The 18,696-nt window shown below is 66.7% G+C and carries 9 protein-coding genes and 5 pseudogenes; 10 read left to right on the top strand and 4 right to left on the bottom strand.

Going from position 1 to position 18,696, the window contains the following annotated elements; genetic code table 11:
- Nucleotides 1-238: 238 nt before the first annotated feature.
- The 3 genes from clpS to QC826_RS21140 all read left to right on the top strand — a co-directional run bounded on the left by clpS (nucleotide 239) and on the right by QC826_RS21140 (nucleotide 3,552).
- On the top strand, nucleotides 239-541 hold the full coding sequence (gene clpS, locus QC826_RS21150; protein WP_008446470.1) for an ATP-dependent Clp protease adapter ClpS: 303 nt from the start codon (nucleotides 239-241) through the stop codon (nucleotides 539-541).
- On the top strand, nucleotides 538-2,841 hold the full coding sequence (gene clpA, locus QC826_RS21145; protein WP_279762302.1) for an ATP-dependent Clp protease ATP-binding subunit ClpA: 2,304 nt from the start codon (nucleotides 538-540) through the stop codon (nucleotides 2,839-2,841). The genes clpS and clpA overlap by 4 nt, the downstream gene beginning before the upstream one ends.
- 186 nt (nucleotides 2,842-3,027) lie before the next feature.
- Nucleotides 3,028-3,552, top strand: coding sequence for a tetratricopeptide repeat protein (locus tag QC826_RS21140; RefSeq protein ID WP_279762301.1), 525 nt, complete (start codon nucleotides 3,028-3,030; stop codon nucleotides 3,550-3,552).
- A gap of 67 nt (nucleotides 3,553-3,619) precedes the next feature.
- Here the strand turns inward: QC826_RS21140 and QC826_RS21135 are convergent, their stop codons facing one another.
- The 4 genes and pseudogenes from QC826_RS21135 to prpR form a co-directional block, all read right to left on the bottom strand.
- A complete protein-coding gene (locus tag QC826_RS21135; protein ID WP_279762300.1) occupies nucleotides 3,620-4,324 on the bottom strand; it encodes a LytTR family DNA-binding domain-containing protein in 705 nt (234 codons plus the stop codon).
- Nucleotides 4,321-5,358 (bottom strand): sensor histidine kinase, encoded by a 1,038-nt coding sequence (locus tag QC826_RS21130; protein ID WP_279762299.1) that lies wholly within the window; start codon nucleotides 5,356-5,358, stop codon nucleotides 4,321-4,323. The genes QC826_RS21135 and QC826_RS21130 overlap by 4 nt, the downstream gene beginning before the upstream one ends.
- Before the next feature lie 4 nt (nucleotides 5,359-5,362).
- On the bottom strand, nucleotides 5,363-6,253 hold the full coding sequence (locus tag QC826_RS21125) for an alpha/beta fold hydrolase (protein WP_279762298.1): 891 nt from the start codon (nucleotides 6,251-6,253) through the stop codon (nucleotides 5,363-5,365).
- Nucleotides 6,254-6,408: 155 nt separating this feature from the next.
- Nucleotides 6,409-8,116 (bottom strand): annotated as a pseudogene (gene prpR, locus QC826_RS21120) (propionate catabolism operon regulatory protein PrpR).
- A gap of 287 nt (nucleotides 8,117-8,403) precedes the next feature.
- On the opposite strand from prpR, the pseudogene prpB reads away from it, so the two are divergent.
- The 7 genes and pseudogenes from prpB to QC826_RS21085 all read left to right on the top strand — a co-directional run bounded on the left by prpB (nucleotide 8,404) and on the right by QC826_RS21085 (nucleotide 18,643).
- Nucleotides 8,404-9,290: pseudogene (gene prpB, locus QC826_RS21115) on the top strand (methylisocitrate lyase).
- Nucleotides 9,291-9,467: 177 nt separating this feature from the next.
- A complete protein-coding gene (gene prpC, locus QC826_RS21110) occupies nucleotides 9,468-10,622 on the top strand; it encodes a 2-methylcitrate synthase (protein ID WP_099415670.1) in 1,155 nt (384 codons plus the stop codon).
- Entirely contained in the window at nucleotides 10,622-13,216 is a 2,595-nt protein-coding gene (gene acnD, locus QC826_RS21105) for a Fe/S-dependent 2-methylisocitrate dehydratase AcnD (protein WP_279762297.1), read from the top strand. Before prpC ends, acnD begins: the two co-directional genes overlap by 1 nt.
- Before the next feature lies 1 nt (nucleotide 13,217).
- Nucleotides 13,218-14,415, top strand: a pseudogene (prpF, locus tag QC826_RS21100) (2-methylaconitate cis-trans isomerase PrpF).
- A gap of 180 nt (nucleotides 14,416-14,595) precedes the next feature.
- A pseudogene (locus tag QC826_RS21095) lies at nucleotides 14,596-16,487 on the top strand (propionate--CoA ligase).
- A 187-nt stretch (nucleotides 16,488-16,674) separates the two neighbouring features.
- A complete protein-coding gene (locus QC826_RS21090) occupies nucleotides 16,675-16,983 on the top strand; it encodes a DUF485 domain-containing protein (RefSeq protein ID WP_093386528.1) in 309 nt (102 codons plus the stop codon).
- Nucleotides 16,980-18,643 (top strand): annotated as a pseudogene (locus QC826_RS21085) (cation acetate symporter). The gene QC826_RS21090 and the pseudogene QC826_RS21085 overlap by 4 nt, the downstream one beginning before the upstream one ends.
- Nucleotides 18,644-18,696 lie beyond the last annotated feature (53 nt).

Raw genomic sequence — 18,696 nt, 5'->3', positions numbered from 1 at the left:
CAGCGCTAGCACAAATTCGCTAGTCCGATAACGCATTGTTGGCGGAACAATTTTTAAAGTCAAGCGCTTTTGTAAGCATTTTGCTATTTTTCCGACAATTGGCAGGAAAGCAACTCTTGAATTTATCGATAGGGGCGCCATCTGCGCACAGTCCAGAAAGCGCGTAAGATGGAAAACAATTGAATCGCGCAGTGAAATGCGCATTGCATCAACCACGAAAGCATTAGAATATAAGCGTATGGCAACCAAGCATGACACCGAAACACTGCTGGAGCGGCAAACGCTGAAGCCGCCACCCCTCTACCAGGTGGCGCTGCTCAACGATGACTACACGCCGATGGAATTCGTCGTCGCCATCATCCAGGAGTATTTCAACAAGGACCGCGAAACGGCGACGCAAATCATGCTCAGCGTGCATCGCTACGGCAAAGGGGTGTGCGGCGTCTTTTCCAAAGACATAGCCTGTACCAAAGTGGAGTTCGTTTTAACGCATGCGCGCAAGGCGGGGCATCCCCTGCAGTGCGTGATGGAGGAAGTATGATTGCGCAGGAATTAGAAGTAAGTTTGCACATGGCGTTTGTCGAAGCCCGACAGGCACGGCACGAATTCATCACGGTGGAGCACTTGCTGCTGGCGCTGCTCGACAATCCGTCGGCGGCCGAGGTGCTGCGTGCCTGCGCCGTCAATATCGAGGATCTGCGCAAGACCCTGACCAACTTCATCGGCGACAACACGCCGACGGTGCCCGGCACGGGCGAGGTCGACACCCAGCCCACGCTCGGTTTCCAGCGCGTCATCCAGCGCGCCATCATGCACGTCCAGTCGGCCTCGAACGGCAAGAAGGAAGTCACCGGCGCCAACGTGCTGGTGGCCATCTTCGGCGAGAAGGACTCGCACGCGGTCTACTACCTGCACCAGCAGGGCGTGACCCGCCTCGACGTGGTCAACTTCATCTCGCACGGCGTGCGCAAGGACCAGTCGGCCGACAGCGCCAAGGCCTCCGAGGGCGTCGAAGAGGGCGCGCCGGGCGGCGAGGGGCAGACCAAGGAAAGCCCGCTCGACCAGTTCACGCAGAACCTGAACAAGGCCGCCGCCGACGGCAAGATCGATCCGCTGATCGGCCGCGAGGACGAGGTCGACCGCGTCATCCAAATCCTCTGCCGCCGCCGCAAGAACAATCCGCTGCTGGTCGGCGAGGCCGGTGTCGGCAAGACCGCCATCGCCGAGGGCCTGGCCCTGCGCATCACGCAGAACGACGTGCCGGAGATCCTGCAGAACGCCGTCGTCTACTCGCTCGACATGGGCGCGCTGCTGGCCGGCACCAAGTACCGCGGCGACTTCGAGCAGCGCCTGAAGGCCGTCCTCAAGCAGTTGAAGGACAACCCGAACGGCATCCTGTTCATCGACGAGATCCACACCATCATCGGCGCCGGCTCGGCCTCGGGCGGCACGCTCGACGCGTCGAACCTGCTGAAACCGGCGCTGGCCAACGGCCAGTTGAAGTGCATCGGCGCCACCACCTACACCGAGTTCCGTGGCGTGTTCGAGAAGGACCACGCGCTGAGCCGGCGCTTCCAGAAGGTCGACGTCAACGAGCCGACCGTCGAGCAGACCGTGCAGATCCTGCGCGGCCTCAAGTCGCGCTTCGAGGAGCACCACGGCGTCAAGTACTCCGCCTCGGCGCTGTCCACGGCGGCCGAGCTGGCGGCCCGCTTCATCAACGACCGCCACCTGCCCGACAAGGCGATCGACGTCATCGACGAGGCCGGCGCGGCGCAGCGCATCCTGCCGAAATCGAAGCAGAAGAAAACCATCGGCAAGGCCGAGATCGAGGACATCATCGCCAAGATCGCCCGCATCCCGCCGCAGACCGTCAACCAGGACGACCGCAGCAAGCTGCAGACCATCGACCGCGACCTGCGCAACGTGGTGTTCGGCCAGAACCCGGCGATCGACGCGCTGGCCTCGGCCATCAAGATGGCGCGCGCCGGCCTGGGCAAGACCGACAAGCCGATCGGCTCCTTCCTGTTCTCCGGTCCGACCGGCGTCGGCAAGACCGAGGTGGCCAAGCAGCTCGCCTTCATCATGGGCATCGAGCTGATCCGCTTCGACATGTCCGAGTACATGGAGCGCCACGCCGTCAGCCGCCTGATCGGCGCGCCGCCGGGCTATGTCGGCTTCGACCAGGGCGGTCTGCTGACCGAGGCGATCACCAAGAAGCCGCACGCCGTGCTGCTGCTCGACGAGATCGAGAAGGCCCATCCGGACATCTTCAACATCCTGCTGCAGGTGATGGACCACGGCACGCTGACCGACAACAACGGACGCAAGGCCGACTTCCGCAACGTGATCATCATCATGACCACCAACGCGGGCGCCGAGAGCCTGCAGAAGACCTCGATCGGCTTCACCAACTCGAAAGAGGCGGGCGACGAGATGGCCGACATCAAGCGCATGTTCACGCCGGAGTTCCGCAACCGCCTGGACGCCACCATCAGCTTCCGCGCCCTCAACGAGGACGTGATCCTGCGCGTCGTCGACAAGTTCCTGATGCAGCTGGAAGAGCAGCTGCACGAGAAAAAAGTCGAGGCGATCTTCACCGAGAAGCTGCGCAAGTTCCTCTCGAAGAAGGGTTTCGACCCGCTGATGGGGGCGCGGCCGATGGCGCGCCTGATCCAGGACATGATCCGCAAGGCGCTGGCCGACGAGTTGCTGTTCGGCCGCCTGGTGACGGGCGGCCGGGTCACCGTCGACCTCGACGAGAAGGACCAGGTCAAGCTGGAGTTCCCCGAGTCCGACCCGGCGCCGACCCTGCCGCCGGAGACGGTGGAAGTGGAATAAGTTGTTCGCCCGGCCGCTGCGGCGGCTGGCCAAAAGCCCGCGACATGCAAATGTGGCGGGTTTTTTTCTGTGCTTTTGTACCCCGACCCCTGGTTTGCGGGGTTCGGCCTGCGCCGCAACAATCCGTGTAGGTGCTTTGTTCAACCCCGTCGGGCCAGCCGCGCCGACCCTTTTTTATTCGTACCCATGAGTGATCAAGCAAGCGCAAACCGGCTGGAGCAAAGAGGCCTGCAGCTATTCGAGGCGGGACAATACGAGGCGGCGGCGCAGAAGTACCAGCACGCGCTGGCGCTGGCCGACCCCGGCTACTGGCGCCTGGCCGACTACCACGGCGCCTACGCCTGCGTGCTCGGCGCGCTGGACCGCCAGGCCGAGGCGCGCACTCAGCTGGAGTTGGCGCTGGCCGCCGAGCTGGCCCAGGGCGCGGCGCAGAACAGCCAGGGCGTGCTGATCGCCCGCTACTTCCTGGCCGACCACATGGTGCGCTGCGGCGAGCCGCAACTGGCCCTGCAGGCGCTGGAAACGGCCCTGCAGCACGCGCCGGACCACTGGCTGGTGCGCATGGTGCAGGCCGAGGCGCTGGCCGCGCTGGGCCGCGTGGAAGAGGCCAGGCAGGCCGCCGAGGCCTGCTTCGCCAACGTCGCCTCGGAGGAGAAGCGCGCCGAGCTGCGCGCCCGCCTGCAGGCCATCCTCGAGGCGGCGCCGGCCTGAGCGGCGCCGGCCGCGCGCGCCGGGTTGCCGGCGTGCTGACGAATCAACGCGCCGGCAACCCGGGACGCTAGATGCCGGCCAGGCTCTTGAACTGGGCGGCGCGGCGGCGCGACACCTCCACCGTCAGCGCGTCTTGCAGCAGCAGGGCCAGGCCGCCGGCCTCGCCCGGCCGCACCTGGCGCACGAAGTCGAGGTTGACAATGTGGCGCCGGCTGGCGCGGAAGAAGCGCGCCGGCTCGAGTTTCTCCTCCAACTGGCTGAGCGAGCGTAGCATCAGCGGCCGCTCGCCGTCGAAGTAGACCCGCGTGTAGTTGCCCTCCGATTCGAACAGGCGGATCTGTTCGAGCCCGACGAACCAGCAGCGTTCGCCATCCTTGATGAACAGCTTGCCCCAAGCCGGCGCCGCCGTCTGCGCCGGGCCCGGGCCGGCGCCGGCGCGCTGCAAGGCGGCGGCCAGGCGGGCCGCCTGGATCGGCTTGGGCAGGTAGTCGAGCGCGCTGACCTCGAAGGCGCGGATGGCGTACTGGTCGAAGGCGGTGGTGAAGATCACCTGCGGCGCCGTGTCGAGCGCGGCCAACAGGTCGAAGCCGCTGCCGCCGGGCATCTGCACGTCGAGGAAGATCAACTCGGGCCGCAGCGCGGCGATCTGCGCCAGCGCGTCGGCCGCGTTGACCGCCTCGCCGACGATCTCCACCTCGGGATGGGCCACCAGCAGGCGGCGCAGCTCGGCCCGTGCCAGCCGTTCGTCGTCCACCAGCAGCGCGCGGATCACGCCGCCTCCGGCAAGGTCAGCGTGGCGCGCACCCAGCCGGCGTGCTCGCTCAGGTCGAGCCGGGCGGCGCCGCCCAAGGCCAGCGCCAGCCGCTTGCGCGTGTTGACCAGGCCCACTTTGGTCGAATTGGCGAAGGGCAGAATGGCGCCGGCGTTGCCGATCTCGATGTCGACCATGCCGTCGCGGCGGCCGACGCGGATGCGGATCTCGCTGCCGTCCGGATTGCTCTCGACGCCGTACTTGACGGCGTTCTCCGCCAGCGTCTGCAGGGCCATCGGCGGAATGCGCACCCGCTCCAGGCCGGCCTCGACCTCGAGCGAGACGCGCATGCGCTCCTCGAAGCGGATCTTCTCGATCGCCAGATAGGCCTGCACCGCCTCCAGCTCGTCGGCCAGCGGCACCGTGTCGGCCTGGCCGGACTGCAGCGCGTAGCGCATCATGCTGGCCAGCTGGTCGATCATCTGCGCGGCGGCCTGTTGGTCCTGGTAGATCAGCGCGCGCACGCTGTTCATGCTGTTGAAGAAGAAGTGCGGATTGACCTGCGCCTGCAGCGCGCGCAGCTCGGTGTCCTTGGCCTGCACCTCCAGCCGCAGCGCCTCGGCCTCGAAGCGGTTGGCGCGGCGCAGCGCCAGCGCCGACAGGTAGCACACCGTCCAGGCGCCGAGTATGCCGCCCCAGAACATCATCGAGATCGGCAGCCAGGCCAGGCCGGTGATGGGCTGCTTTTGCAGCAGGGCGATCGCCGCCGCCACGCTGAGCGCCTGCGCCAGGCCCAGCACCAGCAGGCCGGCCAGCAAGCGGCGCCAGCGCGGTGTGGGCGAGGCCCAGCCGCGCCGCTTGATCTGGCCGTGCCACAGATGGCTCAGCAGCAGTCCGCTCAACGAGCACCACCAGCACACCGCCACCACGCCGTGGCGTTCGACCACCATGCTGTACAAGGCCAGGTTGAACACCGCCACCGCAACCCAGCCGGCCAGCTGGAAGATCCAGTACCAGTTGAGGCGGGCGAGCAGGGGGCGTGGGTTTTGCGTCATGTTGTCATTTGATGAATTGGTCGATGCGATCATACATCCAGGCCGGATCGTCGTACATGATGAAGTGGCGGGCGCTGTCGCTCAACTCGATCCGCACGCCGGCCAGCTGTTGGTACTGCTGTCGGAAGGTGGCCTCCAGCGCCGCCTTCGGCGCGTAGTCCTTGTAGGCGATCCAGGTGCCCAGCACCAGCGTCGGCGCCTTGATGCGGCCGATGTCCTGGCGCAGGTCGTCGGCCAGCATCTGCGCCATCGCCTCGATGACGGTGGCGCGGTCGGAACGTTGGCCCCAACCGGCGATGCGCTCGACGTCGGCCGGCTGGCTGGCCATGGCGCGCAGCGACTGCATCTGGCTGGCGCGGAAGGCGGCCGGCTCCTGCCGCAGCATGTTCTCGCGCATGCCGGCGGCCATCTGGCGCAGCTGCTCGCCGCTCATGCTCGGCACCTGGGTCGCGCCCAGTGCCGGCAACGAATCGACCACCACCAGCCGGCCGACCTGCTCGGGATGGTCGCTGGCCAGCTTGAGGCCGACGACGCCGCCCAGACTGTGGCCGATGACCAGTGGCTGGGCCAGGCCGTGCTCGCGGATGTAGTCGCTCAGCTGCTGCTCGACGCTGGACAGCAGCGGTGTGTCGATCGCCGGCACGCCGGCGAAGCCGGCCAAGGTCAGCACGTGGCATTGGCGCTGCTGTTGTGTGCAGTAATGCTGGACGGTGCCGTCCCACACCTGGCCGGCCGAGGCCAGGCCGGGGATCAGGATGACCGGCTGGCCCTTGCCGCTGACCTCGACCTGGAAGGCGGGGTGGGCGGTCGGCTGGGTCGCGGCCTGCGCTGGGGAATGGGTCAGCAGCAGGCCGGCGATGGTGGCGAGCAGTGTGCGGATCGGTGAGCAGTGCATGCGGTGTCTCCTTGCTTGGGATGACGCATGCTATCGACGCGCGGCGGCGCCCGCCAGCGGCGCCGGACCAGCGGTGGAAAACGAGGATGGGCGGTGCGCCTGGACTGGCTGCGGGCGGCCCGGCGCGCCCGCTTCGACCGCCGCTGCGCCCGTGGCTAGTCCGGCTGCCGCTCGGCGCGCAGTTTGCGCCACAGCGTGGTGCGGCTGATGCCGAGGTGCTCGGCGGCGGCGTCGCGCCGGCCGCCGAAGCGGGCCAGCACCTGCGTCGCGCTCTCCGGCGCGGCGGCCGGCGCCGACACCGCCGCCGCTGCGCCCGCCGCATTCGGCGTGGCGAAGGGCAGGGCGGGTGTGGCGGCGCCCGCCAACCCAGACGCGAGCGGCGCGCTGGACGGTGTGAAGGCCGCGCCGCCGCCCAGCAGCTCCGGCGCCACGCCGGCGACGAAGGCCGGCGTCAGCGCCTGCAGCGGTTCGGCCGCCAGGTACAGGGCCAGCCGCTCGGTCAGGTTGCGCAGCTCGCGCACATTGCCCGGCCAGTCGTAGCGCTGCAGCAGCGGCGCGCAGGCCAGCACCTCGGCGTGCAGGTTCGGATGCGGCCGCGCGCCCAGCGCCGCCAGCGCGTTCTTCAGCGACCATTCGGCCAGCACCACCACGTCGTCCTGGCGCGCGCGCAGCGGCGGCAGCGCCAGGCGCAGCACGGCCAGCCGGTAGAACAGGTCGGCGCGGAAGCGGCCCTCGCGCACGCGCTGCTCCAGGTCGCAGTGGGTGGCGCTGATGATGCGCACGTTGACGGCGATCGGCCGCGTGCCGCCGACCCGCACCACCTCGCGCTCCTCGAGCACGCGCAGCAGCCGCGTTTGCAAAGTCAGCGGCATCTCGCCGATCTCGTCGAGGAACAGCGTGCCCCGGTTGGCCGCCTCGAACAGGCCGGCGTGGCCGCCGCGCCGCGCGCCGGTGAACGCGCCTTCCTCGTGGCCGAACAATTCGGACTCCAGCAGCGACTCGGCGATGGCGCCGCAGTTGACCGCCACGAAGGGCCGGTTCTGCCCGAGGATGCGCGGACTCTCGCGGTGGATCGCCTGCGCCACCAGCTCCTTGCCGCAGCCCGTCTCGCCCTGGATCAGCACCGTCGCCGGCGACTTCGCGTACAACACCACCGACTGGCGCAGCGCCTCCATCGCCGCCGAGTCGCCGCGCAGGTCGTTCAGGCCGTGCTTGGCGCGCAGCGTGTCGGCCACCACCACGCGGCGGCTGCGGCCGGCCTCCAGCTGCGTCAGGCGGGCCATCTCCAGCGCGTCGTCGAAGGCCTGGCGGATCGAGGCGGCCGAGTAGACGAACACCCCGGTCAGCCCGGCCTCCTCGGCCAGGTCGGTGATCAAGCCGGCGCCGACGATCACCTGGACGCCGGCCGCCTTCAGGTCGTTGATCTGCGCCCGCGCGTCCTCTTCGGTGGCGTAGGTGCGCTGGGCGATGGGGAAGCCGAAGGTGGCGGCGAATTCGGCCAGCTCCGGCATCGGGCTGGTAGGTGATCACGCCGATGCGCTCGGAGACGCGGCGCGCCCGCGCCAGCGCCTGCATCACGTCGAAGCCGCTGGCCTTGGCGATGATCACCGGCACCGACAGCCGGCCCTTCAAATACGCGCCGTTCGAGCCGGCGGCGATGACGGCGTCGCAGCGCTCGCTGGCCATGCGCTCGCGGATGTGGCGGGCGGCGTCGTCGAAGCCGAGGTTGATCGGCTCGATGGTGGCAAGGTCGTCGTATTCGAGGGTGATGTCGCGGAACAGGTCGAACAGGCGCGAGACGGAAACGGTCCAGATGACCGGCTTGTCGACGCTGTCGACGGGGAGTGGGGTGGCGTGGCGCATGTTTCAATTGTAATCCATCCGTGTTGCAGTGTTTCACAATGAAACAAAAATGAAACACGCCGGAGTGAAAAAATACTTGAGCACTCAAGCAATTTGAAACGCCGAGCGGCGCCAAGTGGCTGATTTTGCGGAGGTTTTGATTTTTATCAGCAAAACCGTCGAAGGTGGCACGTCCCTTGCAATGTAGATCGCAACGCCCGGCCACAAGCCGGCACAACGCAGCACCCACCGAACGCAGCACCCATCGAATTTTCACCGCCATTATTCGCACACCTGAAAGGTCCAACATGAGCCAATACTCCGCAGGCGCCGCCTTCCGCAAGGCCGTTCAAGAAGAATCCCCTCTGCAGGTGGTCGGCGCGATCAACGCCAACCACGCGCTGCTGGCCAAACGCGCCGGCTTCAAGGCGATCTACCTGTCCGGTGGCGGCGTCGCCGCCGGTTCGCTCGGCCTGCCCGACCTGGGCATCTCCAGCCTCGACGACGTGCTCACCGACGTGCGCCGCATCACCGACGTGTGCGACCTGCCGCTGCTGGTCGACGTCGACACCGGCTTCGGCTCGTCCGCCTTCAACGTGGCGCGCACCGTCAAGTCGATGATCAAGTTCGGCGCCGCCGCCATCCACATCGAAGATCAGGTCGGCGCCAAGCGCTGCGGCCACCGTCCTGGCAAGGAGATCGTCAGCAAGCAGGAGATGGTCGACCGCATCAAGGCCGCCGTCGACGCCCGCACCGACGACAACTTCGTCATCATGGCGCGCACCGACGCGCTGGCCGTCGAGGGCTGGAGTCGGCGCTGGAACGCGCCATCGCCTGCGTCGAAGCCGGCGCCGACATGATCTTCCCGGAAGCGATCACCGACCTGGCGATGTACTCGCAGTTCGCCAAGGCGGTCAAGGTTCCGGTGCTGGCCAACATCACCGAATTCGGCTCGACCCCGCTGTTCACCGTCGACGAACTGCGCGGCGCCGACGTCGGCCTGGTGCTGTATCCGCTGTCGGCCTTCCGCGCCATGAACAAGGCGGCCGAAAACGTCTACGGCGCGATCCGCCGCGACGGCACCCAGCAGAACGTGGTCGACACCATGCAGACCCGCATGGAGCTGTACGAGCGCATCAACTACCACAGCTTCGAGCAGAAGCTGGACGCGCTGTTCGCCGCGCAGAAGAAGTAAGCTTCTTTGCTGCTTGGCGGGCGCTGCCTCGTAGGGTCAGACCCTAGGGTCTGACCCTGGGGTGACGCTGGCTCGGTGCCAGCGCTACGAGCATCGAAAACAAAAAAATATCCGCGCCGGACTCGGCGCGGGAAAAAACGAATCATCGAACAATTTATCGAATTCTGGAGAGCTAACATGAGTGTTGAACAAGTCGCTGGTTTCAAGCCGAAAAAATCCGTCGCCCTGTCCGGCGTCACCGCCGGTAACACGGCCCTGTGCTCGGTCGGCAAGACCGGCAACGACCTGCACTACCGCGGTTACGACATCCTCGACCTGGCGCCGGTCTGCGAGTTCGAAGAGATCGCCTACCTGCTGGTGCACGGCAAGCTGCCCAACGCCGCCGAACTCAAAGGCTACAAGAGCAAGCTGAAATCGCTGCGCGGCCTGCCCGCCGCCGTCAAGGCCTCGCTCGAATCCCTGCCCGCCTCGGCCCACCCGATGGATGTGATGCGCACCGGCGTCTCCGTGCTCGGCTGCACCCTGCCGGAAAAGGACGACCACAACTCGCCGGGCGCGCGCGACATCGCCGACCGCCTGATGGCCTCCTTCGGTTCGATGCTGCTGTACTGGTACCACTTCAGCCACAACGGCAAGCGCATCGAAGTCGAGACCGACGACGACTCCATCGGCGGCCACTTCCTGCACCTGCTGCACGGCCACAAGCCGTCCGAGTCCTGGGTCAAGGCGATGCACATCTCGCTGATCCTCTACGCCGAGCACGAGTTCAACGCCTCCACCTTCACCAGCCGCGTCATCGCCGGCACAGGTTCGGACATCCACTCGGCCATCACCGGCGCCATCGGCGCGCTGCGCGGTCCCAAACACGGCGGCGCCAACGAGTTCGCCTTCGAGATCCAAAAGCGCTACGAGAACGCCGACGAAGCCGAAGCCGACATCCGCAACCGCGTCGCCAACAAGGAGGTCGTGATCGGCTTCGGCCACCCGGTCTACACCATCTCCGACCCGCGCAACGTGGTCATCAAGGAAGTGGCGCACCAGCTGTCGAAGGAAGCCGGTTCGACCAAGATGTTCGACATCGCCGAGCGCCTGGAAACGGTCATGTGGGACATCAAGAAGATGTTCCCCAACCTGGACTGGTTCTCCGCCGTGTCCTACCACATGATGGGTGTGCCGACCGCCATGTTCACGCCGCTGTTCGTCATCGCCCGCACCTCCGGCTGGGCCGCCCACATCATCGAACAACGCATCGACAACAAGATCATCCGCCCGAGCGCCAACTACGTCGGCCCGGACGACCTGAAATTCGTGCCGATCAAGGACCGCCAATAATGAACACCCTACACCGTAAAAACCTGCCGGGCACCAAGCTCGACTACTTCGACACGCGCGCCGCCGTCGACGCCATCGAGCCCGGCGCCTACGACAAGCTGCCCTACACCTCGCGCGTGCTGGCCGAGAACCTGGTGCGCCGCTGCGACCCCGCCACCTTGAACGCCTCGCTGTCGCAGTTCATCGAGCGCCGCCGCGACCTCGACTTCCCGTGGTTCCCGGCCCGCGTGGTCTGCCACGACATCCTCGGCCAGACCGCGCTGGTCGACCTGGCCGGCCTGCGCGACGCCATCGCCCTGCAGGGCGGCGACCCGGCGCTGGTCAACCCGGTGGTGCCGACCCAGCTGGTGGTCGACCACTCGCTGGCGGTCGAATGCGGCGGCTTCGACCCCGACGCCTTCGACAAGAACCGCGCCATCGAGGACCGCCGCAACGAGGACCGCTTCGACTTCATCAACTGGACCAAGAAGGCGTTCAAGAACGTCGACGTGATCCCGCCCGGCAACGGCATCCTGCACCAGATCAACCTGGAGCGCATGTCGCCGGTGGTGCAGGTGCAGGACGGCGTCGCCTTCCCCGACACCCTGGTCGGCACCGACTCGCACACCCCGATGGTCGACGCGCTCGGCGTGATCGCCATCGGCGTCGGCGGCCTGGAGGCGGAAAGCGTGATGCTGGGCCGCGCCTCGTGGATGCGCCTGCCCGACATCATCGGCGTCGAGCTGACCGGCAAGCCGCAGCCCGGCATCACCGCCACCGACACCGTGCTGGCGCTGACCGAGTTCCTGCGCAAGCAAAAAGTCGTCTCGTCCTATCTGGAGTTCTTCGGCGAGGGCGCCGCCCACCTGACCCTGGGCGACCGCGCCACCATCTCCAACATGGCACCGGAGTTCGGCTCCACCGCCGCCATGTTCTACATCGACCAGCAGACCATCAAGTACCTCAAGCTGACCGGCCGCGACGACGAGCTGGTCAAGCTGGTCGAGCTGTACGCCAAGGAAACCGGCTTGTGGGCCGACACCCTCAAGCACGCCGAATACGAGCGCGTCATCAGCTTCGACCTGTCCTCCGTGGTGCGCAACATCGCCGGCCCGTCGAATCCGCACAACCGCGTGCCGACCTCCGAGCTGGCCGCGCGCGGCATCAGCGGCGTGGTCGAGAACGAGCCGGGCCGCATGCCGGACGGCGCCGTCATCATCGCCGCCATCACCAGCTGCACCAACACCAACAACCCGCGCAACATGATCGCCGCCGGCCTGATCGCCCGCAACGCCAACCGCCTCGGCCTGACGCGCAAGCCGTGGGTGAAAAGCTCGCTGGCGCCCGGCTCGAAAACCGTCGAGCTGTACCTGCAGGAAGCCAAGCTGCTGCCCGAGCTGGAGCAGCTGGGCTTTGGCGTGGTGGCCTTCGCCTGCACCTCGTGCAACGGCATGTCCGGCGCGCTCGATCCGGTGATCCAGCAGGAAGTGGTGGAGCGCGACCTGTACGCCACCGCCGTCCTGTCCGGCAACCGCAACTTCGACGGCCGCATCCACCCCTACGCCAAGCAGGCCTTCCTGGCCTCGCCGCCGCTGGTGGTGGCCTACGCCATCGCCGGCACGATCCGCTTCGACATCGAGAAGGACATCCTCGGCCACGCCCCCGACGGCACCCCGGTGCGCCTGCACGACATCTGGCCGAGCGACGAGGAGATCGACGCCATCGTCGCCTCCAGCGTCAAGCCCGAGCAATTCCGCAAGGTCTACATTCCGATGTTCGCCAAGCAGGCCGACGACGGCATCTCCGTCAGCCCGCTGTACGACTGGCGTCCGCAGACCACCTACATCCGCCGTCCGCCGTACTGGGAAGGCGCGCTGGCCGGCGCCCGTCCGCTCAAGGGCATGCGTCCGCTGGCGGTCCTGGGCGACAACATCACCACCGACCACCTGTCGCCGTCGAACGCCATCATGCTCGACAGCGCCGCCGGCGAGTACCTGGCCAAGATGGGCCTGCCGGAGGAGGACTTCAACTCCTACGCCACCCACCGTGGCGACCACCTGACGGCGCAACGCGCCACCTTCGCCAACCCGACGCTGAAAAACGAGATGGTCAAGGTCGACGGCAAGGTCAAGGCCGGTTCGCTGGCGCGCATCGAGCCGGAAGGCCAAGTGACGCGGATGTGGGAAGCCATCGAGACCTACATGGAGCGCAAGCAGTCGCTGATCGTCATCGCCGGCGCCGACTACGGCCAGGGCTCGTCGCGCGACTGGGCGGCCAAGGGCGTGCGCCTGGCCGGTGTCGAGGCCATCGTCGCCGAAGGCTTCGAGCGCATCCACCGCACCAACCTGGTCGGCATGGGCGTGCTGCCGCTGGAGTTCAAACCCGGCGTGGACCGCAACACGCTGGCCATCGACGGCACCGAGACCTTCGACGTGGTCGGCGGGCGCACCCCGCGTTCCACGCTGACCCTGGTCATCCACCGCAAAAACGGCGAGCGCGTCGAAGTGCCGGTCACCTGCCGTCTCGACACGGCCGAGGAAGTTTCCATCTACGAAGCGGGCGGCGTGCTGCAACGCTTCGCCCAGGACTTCCTCGAATCGACCAAGGCGGCCTAAGATGAGCCACACACCGCAAATCAAAATCGCCGCCACCTATATGCGCGGCGGCACCAGCAAGGGCGTGTTCTTCCGGCTGCACGAACCTGCCGGAAGTGGCGCGCGTGCCCGGCGCCGCGCGCGACGCGCTGCTGCTGCGGGTGATCGGCAGCCCCGACCCCTACGGCAAGCAAACCGACGGCATGGGCGGCGCCACCTCCAGCACCAGCAAGACGGTGATCCTGGCGAAGAGCGCGCAACCCGGCCACGACGTCGACTACCTGTTCGGCCAGGTCGCTATCGACAAGGCCTTCGTCGACTGGAGCGGCAACTGCGGCAACCTGTCGGCCGCCGTCGGCTCCTTCGCCATCAGCGCCGGCCTGGTCGACCCCGAGCGGATTCCGCACAACGGCGTGGCCGTGGTGCGGGTCTGGCAGGCCAACATCGGCAAGACCATCATCGCCCACGTGCCGATCACCGACGGCGCGGTGCAGGAAACCGGCGACTTCGAACTCGACGGCGTGACCTTCCCGGCCGCCGAGGTGAAGTTGGAGTTCATGGACCCGGCGGCGGAAGAGGAGGGCGCGGGCGGCTCGATGTTCCCGACCGGCCAACTGGTCGACGAGCTCGAGGTGCCCGGCATCGGCAGCTTGAAGGTCACCATGATCAACGCCGGCATCCCGACCATTTTCGTCAACGCCGAAGCCATCGGCTACACCGGCACCGAGCTGCAGGACGCCATCAACCTCGACGCCGCCGCGCTGGCCAAGTTCGAGACCATCCGCGCCCACGGCGCGCTGCGCATGGGCCTGATCGCCAACCTGGACGAGGCGGCCAAGCGCCAGCACACGCCCAAGGTGGCCTTCGTCGCCAAGCCGGCGGACTACGTTTCGTCGAGCGGCAAGGCGGTCAAGGCGGGCGACATCGACCTGCTGGTGCGCGCCATGTCGATGGGTAAGCTGCACCACGCCATGATGGGCACGGCGGCCGTCGCCATCGGCACCGCCGCCGCCATTCCCGGCACGCTGGTGAACCTGGCGGCCGGCGGCGGTCCGCGCAACGCGGTGCGCTTCGGCCACCCGTCCGGCACCTTGATGGTCGGCGCCGAAGCCAGCCAAAGCCAGGTGGGCGGCGAGTGGAGCGTGACCAAGGCCATCATGAGCCGTAGCGCCCGCGTGTTGATGGAAGGTTGGGTCCGCGTACCCGGCGACGCATTCTAGAAAAACTGCTGCGCGAATTACGGGGTGGCCGCCACCCCGCGACGCAACCCCGCAAGCCAGGGGTCTGACCCCGTACGGGGTCGGACCCCGACCGTGGCATCTCGGGGTGGGGTGGAAAACCGGCCGGGCCAGCTGTGCTGACCGCGACCGCTATCGATTTGCACGAACAACGGAGGAGACATGAAATTCGCTGAATTCTATCAGCGCTCTATCGACACGCCTGAACAATTCTGGCGCGATGAGGCGACCCTGATCGACTGGAACACCCCATACACCCAAGTGCTCGATTATTCGCGCCCGCCGTTCGCCAAGTGGTTCGTCGGCGGCCAGACCAATCTGTGCCACAACGCCGTCGACCGCTGGTGCGCCACGCAGGGCGGGCAGGCGGCGCTGATCGCCATCTCGACCGAGACCAACACCGAAAAAACCTACAGCTTCAACGAGCTGCAAACCGAGGTGGAACGCTGCGCCGCCGTCATGCTGGCGCTGGGCGTCGGCCGTGGCGACCGCGTGCTGATCTACATGCCGATGATCGCCGAGGCGGCCTTCGCCATGCTGGCCTGCGCCCGCATCGGCGCCATCCACTCGGTGGTGTTCGGCGGCTTCGCCGCCAACAGCCTGGCCAGCCGCATCGACGACGCCAAGCCGGTGCTCATCGTCTCGGCCGACGCCGGCTCGCGCAACGGCAAGGCCATCCCCTACAAGCACCTGCTCGACGAGGCGATCGAACTGTCCGCCGCCAAGCCGGCCAAGGTGCTGCTGGTCGACCGCGGCCTGGCGCCGATGGCGCTGGTGGCAGGGCGCGACGTCGACTACGCCACCCTGCGCGCCGCCCACCTCGACGCCCGCGTGGCCGTCACCTGGCTCGAATCGAACGAGCCGTCCTACATCCTCTACACCTCCGGCACCACCGGCAAGCCGAAGGGAGTGCAGCGCGACGTCGGCGGCTACGCGGTGGCGCTGGCTTCGTCGATGAAGTACAACTTCTGTGGCAAGGCCGGCGAGACCTTCTTCGCCACCTCCGACATCGGCTGGGTGGTCGGCCACTCCTACATCGTCTACGGTCCGCTGATCGCCGGCATGGCCACCATCATGTACGAGGGGCTGCCCGATCTGCCCCGACGCCGGCATCTGGTGGAGCATCGTCGAGAAGTACAAGGTGACGCGGATGTTCTCGGCGCCGACGGCGATCCGCGTGCTGCGCAAGCAGCCGCCCGAGTTCATGCGCAAGTACGACCTGTCCTCGCTGCGCGCGCTGTACCTGGCCGGCGAGCCGCTCGACGAGACCACCTCGCAGTGGATCTCCGACGAGCTCGGCGTGCCGATCATCGACAACTACTGGCAGACCGAAACCGGCTGGCCCATCCTGTCGATCGCCAAGGGCGTCGAGGACAAGCCGACCCGCCTGGGCAGCCCCGGCGTGGCCATGTACGGCTACAAGGTCAAGCTGCTCAACGAGTCCACCGGCGAGGAGTGCGGCGCCAACGAGAAGGGCGTGGTGGTGATCGACGGCCCGCTGCCGCCGGGCTGCATGCAGACCGTGTACGGCGACGACCAGCGCTTCGTCGACACCTACTGGAACACCTTCAGCGGCCAGCAGGTCTACTCCACCTTCGACTGGGGCGTGCGCGACGCCGACGGCTACTACTTCATCCTCGGCCGCACCGACGACGTGATCGAACGTCGCCGGCCACCGCCTCGGCACGCGCGAGATCGAGGAGTCCATCTCCAGCCACGCCAACGTCTCCGAGGTGGCGGTGGTCGGCGTCGAGGACAAGCTCAAGGGCCAGGTGGCGATCGCCTTCGCCATCGTCAAGCACCCCGAGCAGATCGCCACGGCCGAGGGGCGCCAGGCGCTCGAGCGCGAGATCATGGGCGTGGTCGACCACCAACTGGGCGCGGTGGCGCGGCCGGCGCGGGTCTACTTCGTGCCGCAGCTGCCCAAGACGCGCTCCGGCAAGCTGCTGCGCCGCTCGATCCAGGCCATCTGCGAGGGCCGCAATCCGGGCGACCTGACGGCCATCGAGGACCCCGCCTCGCTACAACAAATCAAGAGCGCGCTGCTGGTCTAAAGCCGCCCGATTGCCGCCGTCCGCGCCCACGGCGGCGGGCGTTGTTTTCCTGCTCCTCCCGTGCCAACGCGAGGAGCTTTTTTTATGCCGCTTCTTCCGCGCGTAAGGGGCCGGTAAGTCTCGGCCTATACGCTGGGTTCAAGCTCGCAGAAAAGAGCAAAAAATAGACATAAAAAGGAGACGCAAAATGCATGACGATATGGTTCAAAAAATTAAGAGCGATCCCAACTACCGAAAGCTGGTGACCGCCCGCTCGAAGTTCGGTTGGGCGCTTACCTGGTGCATGATGGCCGTCTACTACGGCTACATCCTGCTGATCGCCTTCAACAAGGAACTGCTGAGCACCAAGACCGGTGCCGGCGTGATGACCTGGGGGATGCCGATTGGGCTGTTCGTCATCGTCTTCACGGTGCTCGTCACCGGCTTCTACGTCCGCCGCGCCAACAGCGAGTACGACGATCTGACCCACGCCATCCAGGAACGGGTGAAAGCATGAACGCCGCCAAACGCCTCCTCGCCTCCTTGACGCTGCTGGCCATGTCCGGCGCGGCGCTGGCCGCCGGCGCCGACCTGGGCCAGGCCGACCAGCAGCCGACCAACTGGACCGCGATCCTGATGTTCGGCGCCTTCGTCGTCTTCACGCTGTTCGTCACCAAGTGGGCCGCCAAGAAAACCAAGTCGGCATCCGACTTCTACACCGCTGGTGGCGGCATCACCGGCTTCCAGAACGGTCTGGCCATCGCCGGCGACTATATGTCCGCCGCCTCCTTCCTGGGCATTTCCGCCTCGGTCTTCCTGAACGGTTACGACGGCCTGATCTACGCCATCGGCTTCCTGGTGGGCTGGCCCATCATCACCTTCCTGATGGCCGAGCGCCTGCGCAACCTGGGCCGCTTCACCTTCGCCGACGTCGCCGCCTACCGCTTCAAGCAAAAGCCGATCCGCATCTTCTCCGCCTCCGGCACGCTGGTCGTGGTGGCCTTCTACCTGATCGCGCAGATGGTCGGCGCCGGCCAGTTGATCAAGCTGCTGTTCGGCCTGGAATACTGGATCGCCGTCGTGCTGGTCGGTTCGCTGATGATGATCTACGTGCTGTTCGGCGGTATGACCGCCACCACCTGGGTGCAGATCATCAAGGCCGTCATGCTGCTCGGTGGCGCCACCTTCATGGCCTTCGTCGTGCTGGCCCAGTTCAACTTCAGCCCGGAGGCGCTGTTCGCCAAATCGGTCGAAATCCACGCCAAAAAAGACGCCATCATGGGCCCCGGCACCTTCATCAAGGACCGATCTCGGCGATCTCCTTCGGCATGGCGCTGATGTTCGGCACCGCCGGCCTGCCGCACATCCTGATGCGCTTCTTCACCGTACCTAGCGCCAAAGAGGCACGCAAGTCGGTCTTCTGGGCCACCACCTGGATCGCCTACTTCTACATCCTGACCTTCATCATCGGTTTCGGCGCCATCGTTTTGGTGAGCACCAACCCCGAGTTCAAGGACGCCGCCGGCAAACTCCTCGGTGGTAACAACATGGCGGCGATCCACCTGGCCAAAGCGGTCGGCGGCAACGTCTTCCTCGGCTTCATCTCGGCAGTCGCCTTCGCCACCATCCTGGCCGTCGTTGCAGGTCTGACCCTGTCCGGCGCCTCGGCCGTCTCGCACGACCTGTACGCCACCGTCTTCATGAAGGGCAAAGCCAGCGGCGCCAGCGAACTGCGCGTCTCGCGTCTGACCACCATCGCGCTGGGCATCATCGCCGTGGTGCTGGGCATCTCCTTCGAGAAGCAGAACATCGCCTTCATGGTCTCGCTGGCCTTCGCCATCGCCGCCTCGGCCAACTTCCCGGTGCTGTTCATGTCCGTGCTGTGGAAAGACTGCACCACCCGCGGCGCCACCATCGGCGGCTTCATGGGCTTGACCACGGCGGTCGCGCTGACGGTGGTGTCGAAGTCGGTCTGGGTCGACGTGCTCGGCAACCACGACGCGCTGTTCCCTTACGCTTCGCCGGCACTGTTCTCGATGACGGCGGGCTTCGTCGGCATCTGGCTGTTCTCCATCCTCGACAAGAGCGACCGCGCCCGCATCGACCGGGCCGGCTACGAGGCGCAGGAGATGCGCTCCGAGACCGGCATCGGCGCCGCTGGAGCATCCGCCCACTGAGGTAAATAGCAATTTGGTAGCAACGACAACGCCCGGCTCGCCGGGCGTTGTCG

The organism is Rugamonas sp. DEMB1, from assembly GCF_029834475.1.
In the GTDB taxonomy this organism is placed as follows: domain Bacteria; phylum Pseudomonadota; class Gammaproteobacteria; order Burkholderiales; family Burkholderiaceae_D; genus Rugamonas; species Rugamonas rubra.
Note: the sequence above shows the minus strand (reverse complement) of the source record. Positions and strands in the feature narration are given on the sequence as shown.